This window comes from Corynebacterium sp. HMSC036D02, from assembly GCF_001836165.1.
Taxonomy (GTDB): Bacteria; Actinomycetota; Actinomycetes; order Mycobacteriales; family Mycobacteriaceae; genus Corynebacterium.
This window is the reverse complement of record NZ_KV827675.1, coordinates 91,378-113,082: the sequence shown is the minus strand read 5'-3', so window position 1 is coordinate 113,082 and position 21,705 is coordinate 91,378. Positions and strand designations below refer to the sequence as shown.

At 62.2% G+C, this 21,705-nt stretch carries 20 protein-coding genes and 1 pseudogene; 9 read left to right on the top strand and 12 right to left on the bottom strand.

Features of this window, described 5'->3' with window-relative positions; genetic code table 11:
• Nucleotides 1-37: 37 nt before the first annotated feature.
• The 6 genes and pseudogenes from HMPREF2743_RS05490 (at nucleotide 38) to HMPREF2743_RS05465 (ending at nucleotide 4,083) form a co-directional block, all read left to right on the top strand.
• Nucleotides 38-708: pseudogene (locus HMPREF2743_RS05490) on the top strand (3'-5' exonuclease).
• 63 nt (nucleotides 709-771) lie between these two features.
• Nucleotides 772-1,284 carry an ArsR/SmtB family transcription factor gene (locus tag HMPREF2743_RS05485; protein WP_070528669.1) on the top strand — a complete coding sequence of 171 codons (513 nt, stop codon included), beginning with the start codon at nucleotides 772-774 and terminating at the stop codon, nucleotides 1,282-1,284.
• Nucleotides 1,284-2,282, top strand: a complete 999-nt coding sequence (locus HMPREF2743_RS05480; protein ID WP_070528672.1) for a serine hydrolase domain-containing protein — start codon at nucleotides 1,284-1,286, stop codon at nucleotides 2,280-2,282. The genes HMPREF2743_RS05485 and HMPREF2743_RS05480 overlap by 1 nt, the downstream gene beginning before the upstream one ends.
• A 9-nt stretch (nucleotides 2,283-2,291) precedes the next feature.
• On the top strand, nucleotides 2,292-2,576 hold the full coding sequence (locus HMPREF2743_RS05475; RefSeq protein ID WP_070528676.1) for a hypothetical protein: 285 nt from the start codon (nucleotides 2,292-2,294) through the stop codon (nucleotides 2,574-2,576).
• A gap of 4 nt (nucleotides 2,577-2,580) precedes the next feature.
• Nucleotides 2,581-2,844 carry a FitA-like ribbon-helix-helix domain-containing protein gene (locus HMPREF2743_RS05470; RefSeq protein ID WP_070528679.1) on the top strand — a complete coding sequence of 88 codons (264 nt, stop codon included), beginning with the start codon at nucleotides 2,581-2,583 and terminating at the stop codon, nucleotides 2,842-2,844.
• Between the two features lie 108 nt (nucleotides 2,845-2,952).
• A complete protein-coding gene (locus tag HMPREF2743_RS05465; RefSeq protein WP_070528682.1) occupies nucleotides 2,953-4,083 on the top strand; it encodes an ATP-binding protein in 1,131 nt (376 codons plus the stop codon).
• Nucleotides 4,084-4,091: 8 nt separating this feature from the next.
• Here HMPREF2743_RS05465 and HMPREF2743_RS05460 read toward each other — a convergent pair whose 3' ends face one another.
• Both HMPREF2743_RS05460 and mnmA read right to left on the bottom strand, forming a co-directional pair.
• Nucleotides 4,092-5,000, bottom strand: a complete 909-nt coding sequence (locus HMPREF2743_RS05460; RefSeq protein WP_070743986.1) for a uroporphyrinogen decarboxylase/cobalamine-independent methonine synthase family protein — start codon at nucleotides 4,998-5,000, stop codon at nucleotides 4,092-4,094.
• Entirely contained in the window at nucleotides 5,001-6,086 is a 1,086-nt protein-coding gene (mnmA, locus tag HMPREF2743_RS05455; protein ID WP_070743984.1) for a tRNA 2-thiouridine(34) synthase MnmA, read from the bottom strand.
• Between the two features lie 102 nt (nucleotides 6,087-6,188).
• On the opposite strand from mnmA, the gene HMPREF2743_RS05450 reads away from it, so the two are divergent.
• Nucleotides 6,189-7,031, top strand: a complete 843-nt coding sequence (locus tag HMPREF2743_RS05450; protein WP_070818344.1) for a spermidine synthase — start codon at nucleotides 6,189-6,191, stop codon at nucleotides 7,029-7,031.
• On the opposite strand, the gene HMPREF2743_RS05445 is transcribed toward HMPREF2743_RS05450, so the two are convergent.
• The 8 genes from HMPREF2743_RS05445 to HMPREF2743_RS05410 form a co-directional block, all read right to left on the bottom strand.
• Nucleotides 7,028-8,182, bottom strand: a complete 1,155-nt coding sequence (locus tag HMPREF2743_RS05445) for a glycoside hydrolase family 25 protein (protein WP_070529493.1) — start codon at nucleotides 8,180-8,182, stop codon at nucleotides 7,028-7,030. The genes HMPREF2743_RS05450 and HMPREF2743_RS05445 overlap by 4 nt on opposite strands.
• A 465-nt stretch (nucleotides 8,183-8,647) precedes the next feature.
• A complete protein-coding gene (locus HMPREF2743_RS05440) occupies nucleotides 8,648-9,193 on the bottom strand; it encodes a hypothetical protein (protein ID WP_141761397.1) in 546 nt (181 codons plus the stop codon).
• A gap of 163 nt (nucleotides 9,194-9,356) precedes the next feature.
• Entirely contained in the window at nucleotides 9,357-10,481 is a 1,125-nt protein-coding gene (locus HMPREF2743_RS05435; RefSeq protein WP_070818343.1) for a cysteine desulfurase family protein, read from the bottom strand.
• Nucleotides 10,481-11,440, bottom strand: coding sequence for an electron transfer flavoprotein subunit alpha/FixB family protein (locus HMPREF2743_RS05430; protein ID WP_070528697.1), 960 nt, complete (start codon nucleotides 11,438-11,440; stop codon nucleotides 10,481-10,483). Before HMPREF2743_RS05430 ends, HMPREF2743_RS05435 begins: the two co-directional genes overlap by 1 nt.
• Nucleotides 11,441-11,452: 12 nt before the next feature.
• Nucleotides 11,453-12,253, bottom strand: a complete 801-nt coding sequence (locus HMPREF2743_RS05425) for an electron transfer flavoprotein subunit beta/FixA family protein (RefSeq protein ID WP_070818342.1) — start codon at nucleotides 12,251-12,253, stop codon at nucleotides 11,453-11,455.
• Nucleotides 12,254-12,287: 34 nt separating this feature from the next.
• Entirely contained in the window at nucleotides 12,288-13,439 is a 1,152-nt protein-coding gene (locus HMPREF2743_RS05420) for a THUMP-like domain-containing protein (RefSeq protein ID WP_070743969.1), read from the bottom strand.
• 21 nt (nucleotides 13,440-13,460) lie between these two features.
• Nucleotides 13,461-14,288 carry an NUDIX hydrolase gene (locus HMPREF2743_RS05415; RefSeq protein WP_070743967.1) on the bottom strand — a complete coding sequence of 276 codons (828 nt, stop codon included), beginning with the start codon at nucleotides 14,286-14,288 and terminating at the stop codon, nucleotides 13,461-13,463.
• A gap of 95 nt (nucleotides 14,289-14,383) precedes the next feature.
• Nucleotides 14,384-15,232: an ABC transporter ATP-binding protein gene (locus tag HMPREF2743_RS05410; RefSeq protein ID WP_070818341.1), complete on the bottom strand. Its 849-nt coding sequence runs from the start codon at nucleotides 15,230-15,232 to the stop codon at nucleotides 14,384-14,386.
• A 57-nt stretch (nucleotides 15,233-15,289) separates the two neighbouring features.
• Here HMPREF2743_RS05410 and HMPREF2743_RS05405 point away from each other — a divergent pair, with 57 nt between their 5' ends.
• Both HMPREF2743_RS05405 and glgB read left to right on the top strand, forming a co-directional pair.
• The gene (locus HMPREF2743_RS05405; RefSeq protein ID WP_070818348.1) at nucleotides 15,290-17,296 is read left to right on the top strand and encodes a maltotransferase domain-containing protein; all 2,007 of its coding nucleotides are present in this window, start codon (nucleotides 15,290-15,292) and stop codon (nucleotides 17,294-17,296) included.
• A 106-nt stretch (nucleotides 17,297-17,402) separates the two neighbouring features.
• Nucleotides 17,403-19,523: a 1,4-alpha-glucan branching protein GlgB gene (glgB, locus tag HMPREF2743_RS05400; RefSeq protein ID WP_070743965.1), complete on the top strand. Its 2,121-nt coding sequence runs from the start codon at nucleotides 17,403-17,405 to the stop codon at nucleotides 19,521-19,523.
• Between the two features lie 91 nt (nucleotides 19,524-19,614).
• Here the strand turns inward: glgB and HMPREF2743_RS05395 are convergent, their stop codons facing one another.
• Both HMPREF2743_RS05395 and HMPREF2743_RS05390 read right to left on the bottom strand, forming a co-directional pair.
• Nucleotides 19,615-20,013 carry an arsenate reductase/protein-tyrosine-phosphatase family protein gene (locus tag HMPREF2743_RS05395; RefSeq protein ID WP_070743963.1) on the bottom strand — a complete coding sequence of 133 codons (399 nt, stop codon included), beginning with the start codon at nucleotides 20,011-20,013 and terminating at the stop codon, nucleotides 19,615-19,617.
• A 47-nt stretch (nucleotides 20,014-20,060) separates the two neighbouring features.
• Nucleotides 20,061-21,638, bottom strand: a complete 1,578-nt coding sequence (locus HMPREF2743_RS05390; protein WP_070743961.1) for a peptide ABC transporter substrate-binding protein — start codon at nucleotides 21,636-21,638, stop codon at nucleotides 20,061-20,063.
• Between the last annotated feature and the right edge of the window lie 67 nt (nucleotides 21,639-21,705).

Genomic DNA, 21,705 nt, shown 5'->3' with positions numbered 1-21,705 from the left:
ACAGTGCGTGTCCGAGCCGGGCGCTAGAGTGTTGTCCATGAACTTCGACGCCACCCGCATGCTCTCCTTCGACCTCGAGACCACCTCCGTAAAGCCCAAAGAAGCCCGCATCGTCACCTCTGCCCTAGTGCGTATCGACGGGCGCGAAGTAGACAAGCGGGAAATGCTCGCTGACCCCGGCGTGGAGATCCCCGAGGAAGCCGCCAAGATCCACGGCATCACTACTGAGAAGGCCCGCGCGGAAGGTCGCCCCCACGAGGAGGTGCTCAAGGAGACGATCGATTCCATCTATCAGGCCTGGGACGAGGGACTCACGCTCATCGTCTACAACGCCGCCTACGATCTCTCCGTACTGCGCGCGCTGACCGGGACTTCACAGTAAACGGCCCAGTGTTCGATCCTTTCGTCATCGACCGCGTTAAGGACAAGTGGCGCAAAGGCAAGCGCACCTTGGAGGAGGTCTCCGCCCACTACGGCGTGGAATTGACCAACGCACACGAGGCGACTGCCGACGCCCTCGCGGCCGCCCGCGTCGCCTGGAAGCAAGTGCGCCAGCACTTCCCCGAGCTAGCCCAGATGGATACCAACGAGCTCATGGAGTACCAGGCCGTCGAGTGGTACAAGGACCGCGAGTCCTTCAAGAAGTACCTGGAAGGACGCGGGCGCGATGCCTCGGATGTCTCCACTGCTTGGCCGATGATTTCTTAACCCCAGCACCTAATCCCCAACTAACTCTTGCCAGGTTTCTAGATTTCTGGAATTCTAGAAACCATGGACACAAAAGTCGAAGCACGCCTCGCAGAACTTGAAGCGCGCGTCGCCGCGCTTGAGGGGCGCACCACGCCCACCGACGCCGGCCCCGCATCCACCACTGGAGAAGACTCGACCTACTGGTTGGTCGACGCCCTCGCACCCAACGAGCAGCTTCCCGACGGTTCCGTCATCTTTGGCGGCAACATAAACGTCGGTAAGCGCACTTATGCCTACCAATGGCAGCGCCCCACCAACTTCGTCACCGATGAGAGCTGGGCGGAGAATCTCGAGCGACTCTCCGCGCTTGCCCATCCCATCCGCGGCGAAATCCTGCGCCGCCTGCTCGCTGCACCCGCGACAGCCGCTGAGCTTGTCGAAGAAGACATCGTCACCTCAACTGGCACCGCCTACCACCACTTGAGCGCGCTGACCCATGCGGGCTGGACCACGAAGTCTGGCGGCGAGTATTCCATCCGCCCTGCCCGAGTAATCCCCCTTCTCACCATCATCACCGCGAGCGAGGACCACTAATGCGTAGAATTTCCCTAGCCGTCATCGCTGCCATTGCCGTTGCAGCCATCCTGCTCATCACGGGGCCGCAAAGAATTGCTCTGGCAAAAGACAAAACTGGTGACGAAGCCTTAGCTGCCCAGTTGGAAGAGCACTCAGAGTCCGGCTTCCACAACATCACCGCTTTTACCCTCCAGGACGGCAAGGTCACCTTTGCGGGACTGGGCAGCGACGAGCACACGGAGGTCGAAATCGGCTCCGTGACCAAGATGTTCACCGGCGAACTGGCCCACCAGCTCGTCGAAGAGGAAAAGCTGAGAACTGACACCACTGTGGGCGAGGTCCTCAATGTCGGCGATGCGCCCGTCGCGGACGTCACCGTCCAAGAATTGCTCGACCACACCTCTGGCCTACCGCGACTGGCGAGCGCGAGCCTCCTCAGCAATCTCGCCTCGGGTGTCACCGGCTCGAATCCCTATGAAGGTGAGACCATTGAGGACATCGTGGCTGCCGCCACGGAGGCCGAACTAAAAGACCGCGGTGAAGAATCCTATTCAAACCTTGGCTATGGACTCTTGGGCCACATGCTCGAGACCGTTGACGGGCAACCTTATGAGCAGATGCTCAAGGAACGCATCTTCGAGCCAGCTGGCATGACAGAGACCTATCTCATGACTCCGGGCTCTGTGCCTGACGACGCTCCACGCGGCCTAACCCCCACCGGCCGCCACGCTGAGCCGTGGGAGATGGAAGGCTCCGCACCCGCGGGAGCGATCCGTTCCACGGCGAGTGACATGGCCAAGTTCGCCGAGTGGTTCATGGACAACGGCGATACCGACTTCGGCTGGCAGCCTCCCAGCGAAAACAATGCTGGGTACTGGCACAACGGCGGTACCTATGGCTATTCCACGATGCTCATCATCGAACCAGAGACCAAGCGCGCCGCCTTCGCCAACAACGATTCCCTCGCCGGTACCGAAGACCTTGCCCAAGCTCTATTCGACGAGCTCGCATCTTAAGGAGTAAGCATGTTCCTCACCGTAGCGCTCGCCGTCATCACCGCTTCGGAGCTCTGGGCCGCATGGAAGGCCCTGCGAAAGCCCCTTTCCACGGCAAATCACATCGTCACCGCGGCGATTACGATTCTCGCCATACTCTTCATCGGCTACGCCATGCCATGGCACACCTCAGTGAATTTTGGCTGGTGGTACGCCCTTGTGGCAGCCTGCTCGCTGCACATTGGCGCGGTAGCTTGGCAGGCCTTGCAGCCTTCTAGCCACGCAGACGCTGGTCAAGAAGCTCCCGTACGATAGCACTATGAGCTCCTCCCCTACCTGCACCGTTGAAATCCAGGACGTAGACAGTACAACCATCGCAACTCTTCAGCACCGCGCCGCTACCGCTGGTGTTTCCCTCGAAGACTACGTGCGCAACATCCTCACTATGGCCGCGTCATCCCCATTCACTGCTAACAGAAAGTCCATCGAAGAAAAGGCGACCGAACTCTCCCAGCGTGCACCTATCGATGTGAAGGGAGACTTCGACGTCGTCGCCGCAATCCGCGCCGGACGAGACGCATAGAGGACGAGAGAGATAGTTGGTCTCCCTAGTCGACACCCTCAGAAAAGTCTCCCAAATCTCCTGAGTTTAAAAAGTCTCCCAAATCTCCCAATGCTCTAGGATGAGGCTATGTCCCCACATGAAAACCCCTTCCGCCCCACCTTCGGCGTTCCACCACTCTTTTGGGTCGGGCGCACGGCAGTGCTCGACACCTTCCGGGCTGCGCTTGACTCCCAACCAGGCAGCCCGGGCCGCTCGCTCATCATCAGCGGTGCCCGCGGTATCGGTAAGACGGTGCTCCTCAACGAGCTCGAAGATATCGCCTCTAGCCGCGGGTGGATTACCCTGCGGGCCTCAGGCCGCAGCTCCATGGTTGACGAGCTCGTTGACACCACCATCCCACGCATCATGGACAAGCTGGCCCCGGCGGATAAGAGCAAGGTCAACCGCGTGGGGATCGGCGGCTTGGCAACCATCGGCATCCAACACAACACCGAGGAAGCCTATAAACCCACGCTCAACACCCGCCTGCGCGAGCTTTTAGGCCTGCTCGAAGGCACTGGCGTGCTGCTGACCATCGACGAGGTCCAGGACGCCGACGCCGAGGACCTCACGTCGTTGGCCGTGACCTACCAAGACTTGGTGCGCGATGAGCTCGACGTCGCCATTGTCGCTGCAGGACTTCCACAGGGAGTCAACCGCCTGTTAGACCTGCCTGGTGTAACTTTCCTGCGCCGCGCGCAGAAATTCGTTCTGGGCCCGCTCTCCCCCGCGAACGCCGAGGTGGCCTTCACCGAAACCGCCTCACAATCCGGCCTCGAGTTCACCGATGATGCAGTAGCGGCCGCGGTGCGGCTGTCCCGCGGCTACCCCTACATGGTGCAGCTGGTGGGCTCACTGGCTTGGGGCACAGCACAGCGCGAGGGGGGAAGCCGCATCGAGGAGGGTGACGTCGCGGCAGTGTCGGCCGAGGCTATCTCGGTTTTGGGCGCCCAGGTGCACCAGCCCGCTACCCTTTCGCTTCCACCGGCCCAGCGCCTCTTCCTCGAGGCGATGAGCGCGGTCATGGAGGACGGCACGGCAGAAATCAAGAACATTGCGGCGCACCAGGAACGGACGGTGCGGTCGCTGTCGGCCACACGCCAAAGGCTTATCGACGCCGACCTCATCGAAGCCACTGCCCATGGCCAGCTCCAGTTCGTCATCCCGTATATGGAGTCGTATTTCACCACGACGGACAGCCTGGGGAGAGTCGATTAGAGGGTGAGCTAAAGGTCACCGGCATCGCGAGTGAGGATGCCGGCGGTCTCGGTAACCGAGCGCAGGGATCTGGCGGAGGCCTTGACGGGATAGACGTCGAAACGGTCGACGAGCAGGTCGCGCGGCATGCCGATGCGGTCAAGGTGGCGGGCCAGCGCGATGGCCTCCGCGCGGGCATCGGAGCCTTCAATGCCCAGACCGATGCGGTGGCCGGCATTCAAGTGCTCGCCCAGGCCATCCAGGTGGCGCGGGGTCTCCAGACCACGGAAATCCGTGAGGAAGGTCGAGGCTGCAGGCGCTAGCGACCACAGCGGCGGGGCGTGTAGGTAGTCGGCCTCGAAGACAAGGAGCTGCTCAAGAGCGACCTCCTCTGGAACCGCCGGGATGGTATCGAAGTCGGTGGTGCCGGGGATTCGGCCGGAGATGACGTCTGCGAGGAGTGGCTCGTCGAGTTGGACGACGACCTCCCCGTTGAAGCGGCGCGCGACATCCGCGGCGTGGGCGCGGACGCCATAGAGAAGTGACTCCGCGAGCTCGTGAAAGGCGCCGCGATCGGTGAGGACGCGGTGCCCGTCGGAAAGCTCAATGCTCGCTGCAAGCGTCCATGGACCGAGTGCTTGCACCTTGACGCGAGGCACCGTCTCGCCCCAGGCTTCCTGGACCTCGTCGAGGTCACGTTCCAAGCGGTCCCACGTGCGGCGAGTCAGCAACTGCGGGCGCGCCGTCATGCGCCACGAGCGCGGGCCGCGGTCGATGGAGATAGCCTCCAGCATGCTGGCCGTGCGGCCCACCGCGTCGGAACCGAGGCCACGCTCGGGCAGCTGCGGGATGGCAGGAAGTTCGGTCTCCCCCATGATGATGTCCGCAGCCTCCGCCATGGAGGTGCCGGGCATGGGGCCAAGGGCGAATCCCGTCATCTACGCCGTCCCGCAGATGGTGCCCGAGCCCAGCACGATATCGCCCAGCTCGTCCGGGCTCGGCAGGTAGAGCACGGCAGCCTGGCCACGAGCCACACCGGAAAGAGGCTCCTTCAGCTCCAGCGTCATGCGGTCGGCCTCGCGGTCCACGTGGGCGCGGCAGGGAACGACGGAACCGTGGGCGCGGACCTGTACCTCGCAGTCGAAGTCGCCCTCCATAGCCGGGTGCAGGTACTTCAAGCGGTCGGCTTCGATTCGGGTCACGGCCAAGTCGGCGCGCGATCCGACGGTGACGGTGCCGGTGGCCGCGTCGATGTCGGTGACGTAGCGCGGGGAGCCGTCGGCAGTCGGCGTCTTGATGTCCAGCCCCTTGCGCTGGCCGATGGTGTAGTTCCACGCGCCATCGTGTTCCTTGAGCTCATTGCCCTCAGTGTCCACGATCATGCCCGGGCGCAGACCGATGGAACGCCCCAGAAAGGCCTGGGTGTTGCCATCCGGAATGAAGCAGATGTCATAAGAATCCGGCTTGGCTGCCGTGGAGAAACCATGGCGCTTGGCTTCCTCGCGGATCTGCGGCTTCGGGGTATCTCCAATCGGGAAGAAGCAGTGGTCCAGCTCCTCCTTGGTGATGACACCCAGCACATAGGACTGGTCCTTGTTTTCATCCAGGGAGCGGCGCATGTAGCCGTCATCGTCGATAGTGGCGTAATGGCCCGTGGCCACCGCATCGAAGCCCAGCGCCATGCCCTTGCGGAGCAAAGCTGCAAACTTGATCTTCTCATTACAGCGCAAGCACGGATTCGGGGTTTCGCCGCGGGCGTAGGAGTCCACGAAGTCACCGATGACGGCTTCCTTGAACTCCTCGGAGAAGTCCCACACGTAGAAAGGAATGCCGAGCTTGTCGCACACACGGCGGGCATCGGCGGAATCCTCCAAGGAGCAGCAACCGCGCGCCTTCTCACGGGTCTGCTGTGCATCCTTGTGCAGGGCCAAGTGCACGCCAATGACGTCGTGGCCCGCCTCCACCGCGCGTGCCGCGGCGACCGAGGAATCGACGCCGCCGGACATGGCTACCAATACTCGCATGCTTTCCCCTTCTTCTTTCTTTCGGACCCTTAGGTTAGTCGCGGTGTACCCCATACCCCAACACACTGGACTCACGCTCTATTCCCTATGCTAAAGGGCATTATGGGCAGGAAACGCAACAAGACAGATTCAATCGCGGGCACCTACGAAATTTCCACGGGGGAGCTTGTCGTCGAAGCCGACCCCTTCCGCGATGGCGCCTTCATCCTCAACATTAACGGCGTGCCCTCCTCACACCTCATCCCCGAAGAGCCACGCACGCTGGAGTTTGAGTACATGCGCTGGATTGCCGCAGCTGTGGAGAACCATGCGCGTGGCAAGCGCCTGCTCCACCTAGGCGGCGGTGGCTGCTCGCTCCCCCGCTACTTCGCGGATCTCTGGCCGGATTCCCACAACACCGTCGTCGAACTCGACGCGAAACTGGCCGAGCTCATCCGCGAGCTGGCCGATATCCCTGCCGCTCCCCGCGTGAAAATCCGCGCCGGCGAGGCACGCGCGGTGACGGAGGGCTTCCCGCCGAACCGTTTCGACGTCATCATCCGCGACGTCTTCGCAGGTGATACAACCCCGGAACCGCTGACCACACAAGAGTTCTTCCAGCACGTCCGCGCCACCTTGTCGCCTGGCGGGCTCTACGTGGCCAACTGCGGTGACCACTCCGACCTGCAGGGCGCGAAGGTAGAACTAGCTGGGATGGCGGAGGTCTTTGCACACGTCGCCGTTATTGCCGACCCTCCCATGCTTAAAGGGCGGCGCTACGGCAACATTATCCTCATCGGCTCAGACACCGAGCTGCCAGTCGACGGCTCCCCGCAAGCCGCCGCGCTTGCTAAACCGCTGCTTTCCGGTGCGGTGCCCGCGCACTTTCGCGACGAGTCTTGGACCCGCCGCTTCTTGAAGGGCGCGACTCCGCGCCGCGACGCCGCCGCAACCGCCGAGGATTAGCGAAGGCTATTGAGCAGGTCCGCTACCTGCTTGGAATCAAATGCCGGGATGGCTACACCCGCGGCGTGACCAGCGCTGCGCGCGGCACGGTCGGCGTTCTCCACATCCTGCTGGCTGACGTTATCGGCGTCAACGTCCTGGAGGTGCTGTGCGTTATCCAAGAAGATGGCCAAGTCACCAATGCTGGCGTCATTGTTGGACATGCGCTTGAGGTCATCGGCGCTGATAGTGCCGTCGTTAAGCAGCTTCTCCGCCTGCTTGATAAGCCCGGTCGGATCCACGTCCAGGCCCGCATCCTTGGCGGCATCAGCAACGGCAGGCAGGGCTACAGCACCTGCTGCCAGGGCCAGGATTCCAGCAATCAAAACGCCGGCGTCGTCGCCCAAGTCAACGCCCGGGATGACCAGGTCATCCAAGATTCCGCCGAAGTCAATGTAGTTGCCGCCGGAGAAGGAGTGCAGCTGGGCCTCAGTGCCGTTGAAAAGGTTCATGTCCACATCGGTCTCGATGCCGGCCACGCGGCCGCTGCCGGAGCGCTGCCAGAAAGCCAGCTTGTCCCAACCACCGACCGGGTCCGGCGCGGTGTCCTGGTAGGCCGCCAACCACAGCGGGTACTCAGAGAAGCGCGTGGAGTTACCCATCTGGCCCATCCAGAAGTACTTGTAGGTATACAGCATCGGCGTGCGGCCGGTCAGGGACTTCAGCTCAGTCATGAAGGTGTCGATCCACTCCTCCAGCTGCTTGGCGCTCAGGCCTTCATCGACCTCAATATCGAGCACCGGCGGCAGGGTTTGCGTCGGCACCAGTGCAATCTGGGAGGCGAAGCTGGCTGCCTGCTGCTTGGCGTCACCAGCCGGGCGCGCGTAGTGGTAAGCACCGACCTTCAGTCCAGCAGCTGCGGCAGCATTGGCATCGCGTACGAAGTGATTGTTAACAAACCCAACGCCTTCAGTGGCCTTGACAAAGGCATAGGACTGGCCATCAGACTTCACGGCATCCCAATCGATTCCGCGAAGGGACGCGTGGTTATTTCCGGAGACATCCACACCGGAAGGTGCGGTGGACGGAATGGCAACGGCGGTGGATACGGACAGTGCCACGGCCGCTACAGCAGTAACGGCGGCGGTAACAAGGCGACGTGCATGGCTCATGCGCGCCACACTACTGCTTTAACAACATCAGTCACAGATGCAACACACGTAACATTGAATTCTTTTGGCACATTTCTCACGCAGCTTGCTCCACCGGCACCACCACACCTGCTCCCCTTTGGCAGTGGCCACCGGCTTCCTTTGACGTGAACTACAACTGCGAGTGTTTGGGCAGCGCTTGGCGACGCCCCTACGACCACTGTTTCGAGTTCGCCAACAAGCCGCGCTCGCACACTTCGCTGCTGTCCAGTTGTCAGATTGTGGTTCTCGAGGACGCGCTTGGTCGCGAGCTCAACACCGACGACGTGTGGTCGCTCAGTTCGCTTGACGAGTTACAAGAGTTTGCTAGGCCGCAAGATAGGGCTCCCGCAGTGGATCCATTTGTTCGCCCTTGGGCGTGGCAATAATTTCGCACGTTCTCGCTGGCCTCCGTGGAGCGGGACGTGGGTCTGGCGAAAGGCGGGCCTAGAAGTATTCGTTCATGTAGTCGCGAGAAACCAGACCGATCGAGTCAAAGCACTCTGCCATCCTGGCTTCTTCTTCGAAATATTCGAGTTCCTCACCCTCGGTGCCCTCAGCTCGCGCTTCCTCGAGTTCCTCAAGGGCATCAACAAGCGCGTACGGTTGCCATACGCTAAGCCCCAGTTTCTCGAAAACATAGGATTCTGGAGCTTGATCATCAGCAAGCCGCGCCCCGTGGTTGAGCCTCTTCAACAGCTCGGCGCACTCGATGGCGTTCATGCGGGAGAGGTTATGGCCTTCCCATTCCACCGTGACACCGTCTTTCTCAGGGTTGGTCGCGAACTCAATGAATTCGACACCGTTGTCACCGATGTGAACTTGAATACTTGCTTGGGAGTAGTACAAGGGGCTTTCACTCGGGTGATTCTCCGGTTCCCCGAGAACCGCTACCACCTGCTCAGCACTGTCACCGAAACGGATAGTACCTTCGCCAAACGGTAAAGCGAACCGAGCACCTTCATGCGAGAACAACGTTATTGAAGAAGTCATCTGTACCTCCACGACCTTCCGACCAAGCTCCGCGAGCCTGAACTAATCGGCATGCCTAGGATAAGCCGAGTTGGGGAAAGCGCAACAGATAGTTTCCATCAAAAAAGAACTGCTAAGCCGACACGTGAAGTGTCCGGCTAAGTTATTAGAAACCGCGCTTCCCTTAGACCGAACGGGCGCGGCGAATGATCTCCGGAAGCTCTGCCAAGACCACGTCGATGTCCTCGTCGGTGGTGAGGCGGCCCAGGCTGAAGCGAAGGCTGCCGCGACCGTGTTCCTCGTCGATTCCCATGGCCTCGAGTACGTGGGACATGCGGTTAACGCCCGCGTGGCAGGCGGAGCCGGCGGAGGCTTCGATGCCGGAGGCGTCGAGAAGCATGATGAGGCTGTCACCATCCGTGCCCGGGAAGGACACGTGGAGGTGGGAAGCCAGGGTGGGCTCGGCGGAGTTGATGATGACGTTGTCGATGCTGTCCTGAATACCGGCCTTGAGCTTGTCGCGGAGTGCGCTCAAGCGGGAGGTCTCCTGCTCCATTTCCGCGACGGACTCGCGCAGGGCCGCGGCGAGCGCGCTCGCGCTGGCCACGTCCACGGTGCCGGGGCGGATGCCGCGCTCCTGGCCGCCGCCGAAGGCTAGTGGCAGTGGCGCGGGGGTACGGCGTGCGAGCAGCAGGCCGATGCCCCGGGGCCCGCCGAACTTGTGGGCGCTGGCCGCGAGTGTGGTGGCACCCAGCTCATGGAAGTTGATGGGTAGCTTGCCGGCGACCTGCACGGCATCGATGTGAACCGGGGTGTTCTGTGCGGCGGCGCGCTCGGTGATGTCCGCGACCGGCTGAATAGCGCCAGTCTCGTTGTTGGCCCACATGCACGTGGCCAACGCGGCCGGGGTGTCCAGGGCGCTTAAGTCGTTGACGTGGCCGGTGGAATCAACCGGGAGCAGGTCCACGGTAGCGCCGTGCTCAGCGCGGAGCTTGTCCACGGTCTCCAGGACGGCGGGGTGCTCGATGGGGGTCGAGATGATGTGCGGTGTCGTATCCGACCCCGCACGGAAAAGACCCTGGATTGCGATGTTATCCGCCTCCGTGCCGGAGGAAGTGAAGACTACCTCGATGGGTTCGCAGCCGAGCAGCTCGGCGACGGTCTCGCGGGCGTCATCCAACACGGAGCGCGCCTTGCGCCCGGAGCCATAGGCAGAGCCGGGGTTCAGGGACCCGGCGGCGTCGACCCAGGCGTCGATGGCGCACTGGCGCATGGGTTGGGTGGCTGCGTAATCGAGGTAGCGAGGCATTAGTTGCCGGCCCCCTTGCGGGACTCAAGCTCGGAGACCAGGGCCGGGGCGATCTCGTGGAGGTCACCCACCACGCCCAGATCGGCGATCTGGAAGAACGGCTCGTCCTGGTCTTGGTTGACCACAACGATGGTCTCCGAGGTCTGCATGCCGGAGGTGTGCTGGATTGCACCGGAAATACCCAGGCCGATGTAGAGCTTCGGGGAGACGGTCACGCCAGTCTGGCCCACCTGGTGGGCCGGGTCGTAGAAGCCTTCGTCCACGGCGTCGCGGGTGGCGCCGACGGCGCCACCGAGTGCGTCGGCAAGCGGCTCCACCACGTCGGCGAACTTGTCGCCCACGCCGCGGCCGCCGGCGACGACGACCTTCGCGGAGGTCAGCTCCGGACGGGCGGTCTTCTCCGCCGGGGTGAAGGAGGTGACGGTGACGTCCTTCGCGGTGGCGGCAGGCAGCTCGAAGGGAGCGGGTGCCGCGGTGACCGGCTGGGGTTCGGCAGCCACGGAGCCCGGGCGCAGGGTGTAGACCACGGAGCCGGTGGCCGTGGAGGAGGTCTCGTAGGAGCCGCCGAAGATGGTGTGGTGTGCGGAGCCGTCAGCATTGATGCCGTCGACGTTGACCAGGGCACCCGAGCCCAGGCGGGCAGCGAGGCGGCCAGCAATCTCGTTGTTGGTCGGGGTGGCAGCCAGCACGATGGGCGCCGGGTTATTGGCGGCCAGGGCGTGGAGGGCGTCGACCTCCGGAGTGACGATGCGCTGTTCATAGTCCGCGGCGATGGCCTGAACTACCTGGGCGGCGCCCAAGTTGCCCAGCTCGGCGTCGAAGGAAGCTGCGGTGGCGGCGTCCTTGGCCACGACCACGGCGGAGACGGTACCGAGTGCGCGGGCGGCGGTAATCAGCTCGCCGGTAACGGGGCTGAGCTGCTCTGCTTCGTGCTCAACCAGGACATAAACGTGAGACATAACTTTTCTCCTTTAACCCTCGATGAGATTCTTGGCGGCCAGGAAGTCCGCGACCTTGGCAGCAGCCACGGCCGGATCAGGATCGGTGATGACCTCACCGGCGGTGCGGGCCGGTCGCTGCGCGGAGGCGGTAACCGTGGTGGTGGACGGCACGCCGTCGATGCCCAGGTCGGCCACGGCGAGCGTGGTGACCTCAGCCTTCTTGGCAGCCATCAGGCCCTTGAAGTTGGGGAAGCGCGGCTTGTCGGCCTTATCGGTAAAGGACAGGATGGCCGGCAGGTTAGCGCTGAGCTCCCAGTGGCCGTGGGCGTCCTCGCGGGTGCCGGTGGCGGTGGCGCCGGCCAGGGAGGCTGCCTTGAGCTCCGTGAGCGCGGGCAGCTGGCGGTACTCGGCCAGCAGGCCAGCGAGAAGGCCGGTGGAGGCGTCCGAGGAATTATTGCCCAAGGTGATGACCTGGACTTCGCCGAATTTCTCAGCCACCTTATTGATGGCTGCGTTGAGGACCCAGGCGGTGGCCAGGGCGTCGGCGCCGGCGAGGGCGTCGTCCGTCACGTGCACGGCGTGGTCCGCGCCCATGGCCAGGGCCTTGCGCAGGGCCTCGTCGGCAGCCGCCGGGCCCATGGTAAGCGCCACGACCTCATAGCCGGCGTCGGCGTTATCGTCGCGCAGGCGCAGTGCCTGTTCGACGGAGTACTCGTTGACCTCATCGATGACGTTATCCACCGAGGTGCGGTCCAAGGTGTGGTCCGCCTCGAGGGACTTCGTTGACCACGTATCCGGTACGTGCTTGACCAGAGCCACAATGACTGGCATGTGGGCACTTCCCCTTCCGTAAATTTTGAAACTATTAGGGTGCGTAATTACCTTCGGACGATACTACTCGCGGTCCACACAACACCGCGACTCCCTTCGCCCCGATGCGCGTAACCACGAGGGTCTTGGCCGTGGAGCCTTTGAGTTTGAGCTTTTTGCGCAGCTGGTCCGGGTTCACGTCTTGCCCGCGTACCAGGATTTCTAGCGAGCCGACATCATGGGCCGCCATCGCCGCCTTGAGCTTCTTCATGGGGACCATCTCGATGAATTCAAATCCGGACGTGCCGTGAGGCAGGCGGTCACCGGTGAGGTAAGCAATGCGTGGGTCCAGCTGGTGCAGGCCTTCCCGCGCGGCGTAGTGGCGCACCAGCCCGGCGCGCACGATGGCGCCGTCGGGATCGATGAGAAAGCGGCCGATGGGCCCTGCCTCAGGCAGTTCTTCTTCGTCGAGGTCATCCTCGATGACGTCCGTGTGTAGTCCTTCGGGCGTGGTGGTGAGGACCACTGCCCTCTTCCCCGTTCCCAGCCCCGGGGTATACAGGCAGGTCTCCTTCACCCCGCCGTCGAGGCTGACCACACAGGCCAGCCCCTCCCATTCGGAATGGTCGATGCCCGGCGCGCATTTGATGGCCATCTCGCCGTGGGTGGCCAACAGGTCTGCTGGTGGCGGTAGCAGTTGGTCAAGCCGGGTGATACGGTTGCCGCCTTGGCGCCTGGCGGGGTCGGCGATGCAGACCTCGGCGGTCGTCGTTGTTGTCAGCGCATCTGCGCGAAAGACGGGGTGCTCAATGTTGTGCCGCGCCATGGCCACGCGCGAGGCATCCAGGTCGCTGCCCACATAAGCGCCGGGGCGATAGGCCTGGCCTTCGGTGCCGATGGAACACGTGAGGTCGTGGACGAGTTCCACGTTGCGCTCCTGGAGGAATTGCGCGCGGTAGGTGGCCACCGCGGGTGGAGTGGCCTGTTGTGCAGAGTCGTGGTCCATGAGCCAATCCTGCGGCAGCTTTCCGGAGCTACGAGCTTGGATGAGCTCGGCCACGGCGCGCCCATAATCACCGAACTGCGCCTGCAGCTTGGCGACGTCCCTCAGGTGCGCCTTCTTTGTGCCTTCCAGGTCCTCTGCGGCGGTGTCGATGGCGGCTGCATTCTCGCGCAGGAAGGCAACTTCGTCCAGAGTGTAGCTCATGCAGGTTTCTTCAGGTGTGGCTTAGATTCGGTCAACGGGGAAGGTGGTGAAGTATTCGCGGTAGCGCTCATCATCGCGCGGGTCGCCGATAATCGGGCGCAGATCGGAGAAGGAGGCATCGTCCAAGACTTCCTTGACGCTGGAATAGGACGTGAGGCGCTTGAGCTGCGCCCAGGTGGGAATGGCTAGGCGTACCAACCCGGCGCGCCAGCCATCGAGGACCAATTGTGGGTCGAACCAGCCGGCGTCGTCGGCTTCCCCTGTATCCCCATCGGGTTCTTGGCCCTCGGGCAGCACACCGATGAAGAAGAAGGTGTCGAACCAGTGGTTGTTATCTTCACCGGCCCAGCGGGACCAGGGCAATAGCATGTCGGCGTCGACACGCATGCCGTTGTGTTCGAGGAAGTCGGTGAAGGAAATCTCGTGGGTTTCTAACAGCTCGCGCTCGCGGTGGTAGCGAGAGGCGTCGGAAACCAAACCGTCATCGCGGATCGCTAACAGCGTGCCGGCCTCCTCGAACAGTTCGCGGGCGGCGGCGAAGACGAGGGCGTGTGCCTTGTATTTGGTCACGCCCATGCGCCGCGCAATAGAAACCACTGAGCGACCCGCCCACAGCTCACCGGAATCCCAAGTACGTGGTGGGAAGTCACGCGGGTCTACCCCGCCGCCGGGAAAGACGACGTGGCCAGGGTAGTTACGCATGGTGTGCACGCGTTCTTGGATCCACACGCGCAAGCCCTCCGCGGTATCACGCAAAAGGAGAACCGTGGCGGCCAGGCGTGCCCCATTGAAGCCCGTGGTTTCGCCAGGGTCGATGGCGTCAAGGCTGTCGTGGATGGACTGGCTCATGCAACTTTCCGTGCCTGCAAGCTAAAAGCAGAATTCGAGAGGTATACGTCGAGAATGCGTACTGAGATTATCTACTAGGGGTTATGTACTAGGAGTTAGCGGACTCGTCGGGCGAAGTACCTCTCCCCGATGCGATCCACCTGGATGGGTTGGTGGAAGGCCTTGGAAAGGTTTTCCGACGTCAGGACAGAGTTAATGAGTCCTTTGGCCACGACCTTACCCTCATCCAGAAGCATCGCATGGGTAAATCCATAAGGGATTTCCTCGACGTGGTGGGTAATCATGACAATTGCCGGGGCATCCGCATCGAGTGCTAGGTCCCCCAGGTAGCCCACGAGGTCCTCACGGCCGCCCAAGTCCATACCGGCGGAGGGCTCATCCAGGATGAGTAGCTCCGGGTTGGCCATAAGCGCGCGGGCGAGGATGACGCGCTTCTTCTCCCCTTCGGAGAGCGTGCCCCAGGTCCGCTTTGCCAAGTGGGATGCGCCGACCTGAGCCAGGATGTCATCGGCGCGGGAGAAGTCCATGTCTTGGTAGTCCTCACGCCAGCGCCCGAGGACCGCATAGCCGGCAGACACAACGAGATCATCCACGCGTTCGTTGTCCGGGATGCGGTGCTGGACGGCAGCGGAGGAAATACCGATAGCGGCGCGCAGGTCCCGCATATCCGTCTTACCCAGGCGCTCCCCCATTAGGTAAGCCACGCCCGCGGAGGGAAACTCTTCGGCGGCGGCCATCCGCACCAGGGAGGTCTTGCCTGCACCGTTGGGGCCGATGATGACCCAGCGCTCGTCGAGCTCCACCTGCCAATCGATGGGCCCCACCAGCGTGCGCCCGCCGCGTCGCAGCTCGACGCCGCGGAAGTCAATCAACCAATCTTCGTCGGTTTCCATCAGTTCGGGGTCTTGCTGGCTCATTTGCTCTGGAGTGTTCACAGGCACCATTGTGGCTGAAATCCTTCTTCCCCGGTGAAACTGACACAGCTGCATTATTCTATGGGCATGACTCAACGCCTTGGTATCGACGATGTCCGCCCCTCCCTCTCCGGTAATGCCGCCTCGAAGGCCGTCGTCGGAGAGGTCATTCCTGTTACCGCGCTGGTGTGGCGCGAGGGCCACGATGCCGTCGCCGCGACGCTGTCGGTGTGGAACACCGAATCCCCCTCTACGTCTTCCGTGACCATGACGGTGGACCCGGAGGATCCGGACCGAGTCCACGGCGTGTTTAGCCCGGCCACCACCGGGCGCTGGTTCTTCCGCATCGATGCCTGGTCGGATCCGATGTCCACCTGGCGCAACGCGGTGGTCAAGAAGATGGAAGCCGGTCAATCCGCGCAAGAACTCAACAACGACCTGTTGCACGGGGCTGAACTCTTCGAGGAGGCAGCAATCCAATGCCCGAGCGACAAGGCGGAGCTGCTCTTTCAGGCGGCGAAGGAGCTGAAGGATGAGTCGGTGGACGTCGATAAGCGCGTGCGCACCGCACTCTCCGATAAGGTCGCCGAGATCCTCCACCACCACCCGCTGCGCCACCTGCTGGTGGAAGGTGACATCCACGAGGTCCTAGTAGAGCGTCCCGAGGCCCTCTACAACTCGTGGTATGAACTCTTCCCGCGCTCAACCGGCGGCTGGGATGACGAGGGCAACCCCGTGCACGGCACGTTTAAGACCACAGCGCAGGCACTTGAGCGCGTGGCAGCCATGGGTTTCGATACCGTCTACTTCCCGCCTATCCACCCCATTGGCAAGGTGCACCGCAAGGGCCGCAATAACTCGGTGGTGGCTGAGCCCGGTGATGTGGGCTCTCCGTGGGCCATCCAGGATCACTCCACCACGCACCCGGAGCTGGGCACCATGGAGGACTTCAAGCAGCTGGTCAAGAAGGCCGCCGACTTGGGCCTGGAGGTAGCGCTGGACTTGGCACTGCAGGCCTCCCCAGACCACCCGTGGGCTAAGACCAACCCAGAGTTTTTCACGGTGTTGGCCGATGGCACCATTGCCTACGCGGAGAACCCGCCGAAGAAATACCAAGACATCTACCCGCTGAACTTCGATAACGACCCGGATGCCATCTACGCAGAGATCTACCGCATCGTCATGATCTGGGTGGAGGCCGGAGTCACCACCTTCCGCGTGGACAACCCACACACCAAGCCGGCTAACTTCTGGAACTGGCTGATTTCCAAGGTGCACATCACCTACCCAGAGGTCATCTTCCTCTCCGAGGCCTTCACGCGCGCCCCGCGCCTTTTCGGCCTGGCTAAGGCAGGATTTACGCAGTCTTATACCTACTTCACATGGCAGACCTCCAAGCACGAGCTCACGGAGTTCGCGCAGATGCACGTGGAGCAGGCCGATATCTGCCGCCCCAACCTCTTTGTCAATACCCCGGATATTCTCCACGAATCCCTGCAGACCGGTGGGCGCGCCATGTTCGCCATCCGCGCCACCCTGGCGGCTACCCTGTCCCCGTTGTGGGGCGTGTACTCCGGCTTCGAGCTCTACGAGCACCAAGCCGTCAAGCCAGGCAGCGAGGAGTACCTCGACTCGGAAAAGTACGAGCTGCGCCCGCGCGACTTCCAGGCCGCCGTCAAGTCCGGTGACTCCCTGGAATCCTATATCCGCCTGCTCAACCTCATCCGCCGCGAAAACCCGGCCCTCCAGCAGCTGCGCACGCTACGCTTCCACAACACGGATAACGAGGCCATCATCGCCTACTCCAAGGCCGATCCCACCACCGGCAACGTGGTGCTCGTGGTGGTCAACCTGGACCCGCGCAATGCGCAGGAGGCTACGGTCTTTGTTGATCTGGCTGCCGTGGGCCGCCACCCGGGTGAACACTTCACGGTGCAGGACACCATCAGTGGTGCCGCCTACGAGTGGTCCGACCGCAATTTCGTGCGCTTGGAACCGCTTCGCGACGTCGCCCACGTTTTCATCCTTCCGCCAGCCCACCATGACCTGCAAGAACGCATCGCGTGGCGCCGTGTCAACGACTACCGCGCTTAAGCTCTCAGGCCAGTAGATACCCGGCGCTGATTCCGTCCCCCTTTCTGGGTAGCGCGGGGTTTCTTTTCGGCCCCGCGAGCACGTGTTCTTGGGTAATTTGGTCTGTATGAACATCCCGGCCTCAGACCTCGAACGCCTCAACCACTGCCGCCACCACGCGCCCCATGATTTCTATGGTTGGCACGATGGAACCGTCCGCACTCGCCGCCCCGGTGCCGAAGCCGTCGAGCTCGTCACCGCCACCGAGACCCTCGCCATGCGCGCGGTTGGAGATGATATCTGGGAGGCCCCGCTCGCCGAAGAAGCAGACTACCGCCTGCGTATCACCTACCCAGGACAGCCCGCAATCGAGGTAGCGGATGGCTACCACTTCCTGCCTACCCTGGGCACCCTGGATCAGCACCTCATCGGCGAGGGCCGCCACGAACGCCTCTGGGAAGTACTGGGGGCCAACCTCAAGAGCTACACCACCGACATGGGCGTAGTCGAAGGCACCGCGTTTGCCGTGTGGGCACCCAACGCGGAGGGCGTGGCCGTGGTCGGTGACTTCTGCGGCTGGAACCCTACCCAATACCCCATGCGTTGCCTTGGCTCCACGGGCATTTGGGAGGTCTTCATCCCCGGTGTGGGCGAAGGCGAGCGCTATAAGTTTGCGGTCCACGGCAAGAACTCTCCGCGCATTGACAAGGCCGACCCCCTAGCCAAGCGCACCATCGCCCCGCCGGAGACAGCCTCCGTGGTGGCGCGCTCCAGCTTTGAGTGGAGCGATGAGGAGTGGATGAGCAGCCGCACCGGGGACCTCGACGTCCCGATGAGCGTCTACGAGCTGCACGTCGGTTCCTGGAAGGTAGGCGCCAACTACAACACCTTGCGCGAAGAGCTCATCCCCTACCTGCTGGAGCACGGCTTTACCCACGTGGAGCTGCTGCCCGTGGCCGAGCACCCCTTCGGCGGTTCCTGGGGCTACCAGGTCTCCGGCTACTACGCTCCCTCCGCGCGCTGGGGCTCCCCGGATGAGCTGCGCGCGCTTATCGACGATTTGCATAACGCTGGCATCGGCGTCTTCATCGACTGGGTACCCGCGCACTTCCCCAAGGACGAATGGGCGCTGGGTCGGTTTGATGGGCAGGCACTCTACGAACACCCGGACCCGCGCCGCGGTGAGCAGGCGGATTGGGGCACCTATGTCTTTGACTTCGGACGCAACGAGGTGCGCAACTTCCTTGTGGCCAATGCCCTCTACTGGGCCGAAGAATTCCACATCGACGGCCTGCGCGTCGACGCCGTTGCTTCCATGCTCTACCTGGACTACTCCCGCGAGGAATGGCTGCCCAACATCTACGGCGGGCGCGAGAACCTTGAGGCAGTCCAATTCCTGCAGGAGACCAACGCCACGCTGAACCGTAACCACCCGGGCGTGCTGACCATCGCCGAGGAATCCACCTCCTGGCCCGGTGTTACCGCACCGACTCACGAGGGCGGATTGGGCTTTAGCCTGAAGTGGAACATGGGCTGGATGAACGACACCCTGGAGTACTTCAAGCACGAGCCGATCCACCGCCGCTACCACCACGGTGAGCTCACCTTCTCCATGGTCTACGCCTACTCGGAGCGCTACGTACTGCCGTTTAGCCACGACGAAGTGGTCCACGGCAAGGGCTCCTTGTGGGAGCGCATGCCGGGCGACGACTGGAATAAGGCCGCGGGCCTGCGCGCACTGTATGGTTACATGTTCTCCCACCCGGGCAAACAGCTGATGTTCATGGGCCAAGAGTTTGGCCAGACCACCGAATGGGCCGAAGGTCACTCCGTGGACTGGTCCAACTTGGAAGGCTGGGGCAACGAGTGGCACCACGGCGTTAAGCGCCTGGTGCGCGACCTCAACGCGGTGTACAAGCAACAGCCAGCCCTGTGGACACAAGACTTCACGCAGGATGGCTTCCAGTGGGTCAAGGCTGATGACTCGAACAACAACATGCTCGGCTACGTCCGCTACGGCAAGGACGGCTCCGCCCTGTTGGCGGTGTGCAACTTCTCCGGCAGCTCGGTGCCGAACTATGACCTCTGGTTGCCGCGCGATGGCGAGTGGGAGCTAGTCATCAACACAGACGACGCCGTCTACCAGGGCGCTGGCAACGACCTTGCCCACCGCGTGCGCTCCGAAGGCAACCACGTCCAGCTGCACCTGCCGGCCAACTCGGTGCAGTGGTATGCCTTCCGTGGCTAGTTTCTAAGAACACAACTGCCCGATCTGCCAAAGATCACCGCTGAGATCGAATTCCAGCCGCTAGTTTTGGCAACTCGGGCAGTTGCAGTTTTCAGTCTTGTGCGTGAGTATCGAGGAAAGCTCTTACGCGAGCATCAATGTCATCGCGCAACGCATCCATTCGCTCCCCTCCCTCTAGACCGCGCACGGACGGGTCCTCAATCTCCCAACGCTCAGCCACTCCGTCATAGTCGGCATCACCGACGATGATGACGTGATCCACCGAAGACGCGAGGCCGGCATCAAGCAGCGTTGGCGTTCCTGACATGTCGGCGTCGACCTTTGCAAGAGAGGCCTGCGCCTCGGCGTTCACGCCCTGTGCACGATGCTGTTCAGTGGTCTTTACGCCCGCAGAGTAAACCTGCCAGTCGGGCGCATGCTTCTTAGCTAAGGCAGCCGCCATCTGAGACTTACCGCGGTTGGTATTGCAAAGGAAAAGTACGGAGGTCATGCCTCCGCACTTTAGTCATATTGCGGTGTGCCTGTAGGGCCAGATCCCTAGTTCTTCTTCACCGCGTAGTACACCGGCAGAGACTTCCAGTTAAACGTCACGTCCTGGACGTTCTCGGACCAGCCGCCGACCACGTTCGGGTAGAACAGCGGGATTGAGGGAAGGTCACGCAGCAGCAGCTCCTGTGCCTGGTTGTAGAGCTTCGCTGCCTCTTCCTCGTTCGCGGCGCCGTTGGCCTTCACAATCAGTTCATCGAACTCCGGGTTGGAGTATTTCGAGTCATTAGAGGCCACACCCGTGGTGAAGTTTGGCCCAAGGAAGTTGCCCATCGAGGGATAGTCGGCGAACCAGGCCGTGCGGTAGGCGCCGTCCATACGCTCGGTGCGGTAGGCATCGCGGAAGGACTTGAAGTCCGGGTAGGGGTTCCCCACGGCTTGAATTCCCAGCGTGTTGCTGATGTTGTTGGCCACGGCATCGGCCCAGTCCTTGTTGTCGCCATCGGTGTTGTAGTTGATCGGGAACGTGCCTTCAAAAGCACCGTACTTCTTATCGGCCTCCGCCCACAGCTTCTTCGCCTCCTCCGGGTTAAAATCCAGGTTCTCCGAACCCGGCAGGCTGTCGTTGTAGCCATTCAGCACCGGTGAGGTGAACTCACGGGCTGGGGTGCGGGTGCCGTGGAAGATGGTCTCCGCGATCTCTTCGCGGTTGATAGCCATCGAGATTGCCTTGCGGCGCAGCGTGCCCTCTTCCCCACTGAAATGGGGCGTCTCGACGTGGATGGACATCTCCAGGTAGGTGGCTGCTGGCTTGGTCTCCTGGCGGCCGGCCAGGTCCTGCTCATAGCTGCCGAAAGCGGACGAAGGAATGGCTTCGAGCACATCGAGGTTATTCGCCAACAGGTCCATGTAGGCCGCGCTGGAATCGGCGTAGAAGGCGAACTCGATGCCGTCGTTCTGCGCTGCGCGGTCGCCCTTATACTCCGGGTTCGGCTCAATGATCAGGTTCTGGTTGTGGTTCCATTCCTTGATCTTGTACGGACCGTTGGACACCGGGGTCTCGCCGAAAGCCTGTGGGTCCTCCAGTGCGGCAGCAGGAACTGGGAAATAGGCGTTGTAGCCCAAGCGGCTTGGGAAATCGCTCTCTGGCTGGGTGAGCTCGATAGTGAAGGTGCGCTCATCGATAACCTTAAGGCCCTCCATCTCCTTGACGCCTTCACCGTAACCTTTGATGGAGGAAAAGAAGCTCTCATTGAGCTGTTCGTTGGCCACCGCGTAGTTCCACGTATCGACGAAGGTAGCCGCAGTTACGGCGGAACCGTCGGAGAATTTCAGGTCCGGCTTGAGCGTGACCTTGTAGGTCTTATCCCCTTCCTTGTCAATGGACTCGGCCATTTCGTTGTGCACGTTGCCGTCGGCGTCGTAGTACACCAATCCGGAAAACAGCATGTCGACGATGCGTCCGCCACCGTTCTCATTCGTCATAGCGGGAATGAGTCCCTGCTGCGGTTCGGTACCGAGCACGCGAACATAGTTGGAGCCGCCGGCACTATCGGAGCTATCGCTTCCGCAGGCAGTAAGGGTAAAAGCAAGAGAAGCGGCGCCGACGACGCCGAGGAGCTTGCGCATGAGAGTCCTCCTGAAAGAGCTAAACAAAGTGTGTGTGATAACACTAGAAGGAATTTAGCATGAGGTA

Bases quoted from the DNA above. Each gene is read 5' to 3' on its own strand.
- HMPREF2743_RS05485 (WP_070528669.1), top strand. From the start codon at position 772: ATGGACACAAAAGTCGAAGCACGCCTCGCAGAACTTGAAGCGCGCGTC.
- HMPREF2743_RS05480 (WP_070528672.1), top strand. From the start codon at position 1,284: ATGCGTAGAATTTCCCTAGCCGTCATCGCTGCCATTGCCGTTGCAGCC.
- HMPREF2743_RS05475 (WP_070528676.1), top strand. From the start codon at position 2,292: ATGTTCCTCACCGTAGCGCTCGCCGTCATCACCGCTTCGGAGCTCTGG.
- HMPREF2743_RS05470 (WP_070528679.1), top strand. From the start codon at position 2,581: ATGAGCTCCTCCCCTACCTGCACCGTTGAAATCCAGGACGTAGACAGT.
- HMPREF2743_RS05465 (WP_070528682.1), top strand. From the start codon at position 2,953: ATGTCCCCACATGAAAACCCCTTCCGCCCCACCTTCGGCGTTCCACCA.
- HMPREF2743_RS05460 (WP_070743986.1), bottom strand. From the start codon at position 5,000: ATGACGGGATTCGCCCTTGGCCCCATGCCCGGCACCTCCATGGCGGAG.
- mnmA (WP_070743984.1), bottom strand. From the start codon at position 6,086: ATGCGAGTATTGGTAGCCATGTCCGGCGGCGTCGATTCCTCGGTCGCC.
- HMPREF2743_RS05450 (WP_070818344.1), top strand. From the start codon at position 6,189: ATGGGCAGGAAACGCAACAAGACAGATTCAATCGCGGGCACCTACGAA.
- HMPREF2743_RS05445 (WP_070529493.1), bottom strand. From the start codon at position 8,182: ATGAGCCATGCACGTCGCCTTGTTACCGCCGCCGTTACTGCTGTAGCG.
- HMPREF2743_RS05440 (WP_141761397.1), bottom strand. From the start codon at position 9,193: ATGACTTCTTCAATAACGTTGTTCTCGCATGAAGGTGCTCGGTTCGCT.
- HMPREF2743_RS05435 (WP_070818343.1), bottom strand. From the start codon at position 10,481: ATGCCTCGCTACCTCGATTACGCAGCCACCCAACCCATGCGCCAGTGC.
- HMPREF2743_RS05430 (WP_070528697.1), bottom strand. From the start codon at position 11,440: ATGTCTCACGTTTATGTCCTGGTTGAGCACGAAGCAGAGCAGCTCAGC.
- HMPREF2743_RS05425 (WP_070818342.1), bottom strand. From the start codon at position 12,253: ATGCCAGTCATTGTGGCTCTGGTCAAGCACGTACCGGATACGTGGTCA.
- HMPREF2743_RS05420 (WP_070743969.1), bottom strand. From the start codon at position 13,439: ATGAGCTACACTCTGGACGAAGTTGCCTTCCTGCGCGAGAATGCAGCC.
- HMPREF2743_RS05415 (WP_070743967.1), bottom strand. From the start codon at position 14,288: ATGAGCCAGTCCATCCACGACAGCCTTGACGCCATCGACCCTGGCGAA.
- HMPREF2743_RS05410 (WP_070818341.1), bottom strand. From the start codon at position 15,232: ATGGTGCCTGTGAACACTCCAGAGCAAATGAGCCAGCAAGACCCCGAA.
- HMPREF2743_RS05405 (WP_070818348.1), top strand. From the start codon at position 15,290: ATGACTCAACGCCTTGGTATCGACGATGTCCGCCCCTCCCTCTCCGGT.
- glgB (WP_070743965.1), top strand. From the start codon at position 17,403: ATGAACATCCCGGCCTCAGACCTCGAACGCCTCAACCACTGCCGCCAC.
- HMPREF2743_RS05395 (WP_070743963.1), bottom strand. From the start codon at position 20,013: ATGACCTCCGTACTTTTCCTTTGCAATACCAACCGCGGTAAGTCTCAG.
- HMPREF2743_RS05390 (WP_070743961.1), bottom strand. From the start codon at position 21,638: ATGCGCAAGCTCCTCGGCGTCGTCGGCGCCGCTTCTCTTGCTTTTACC.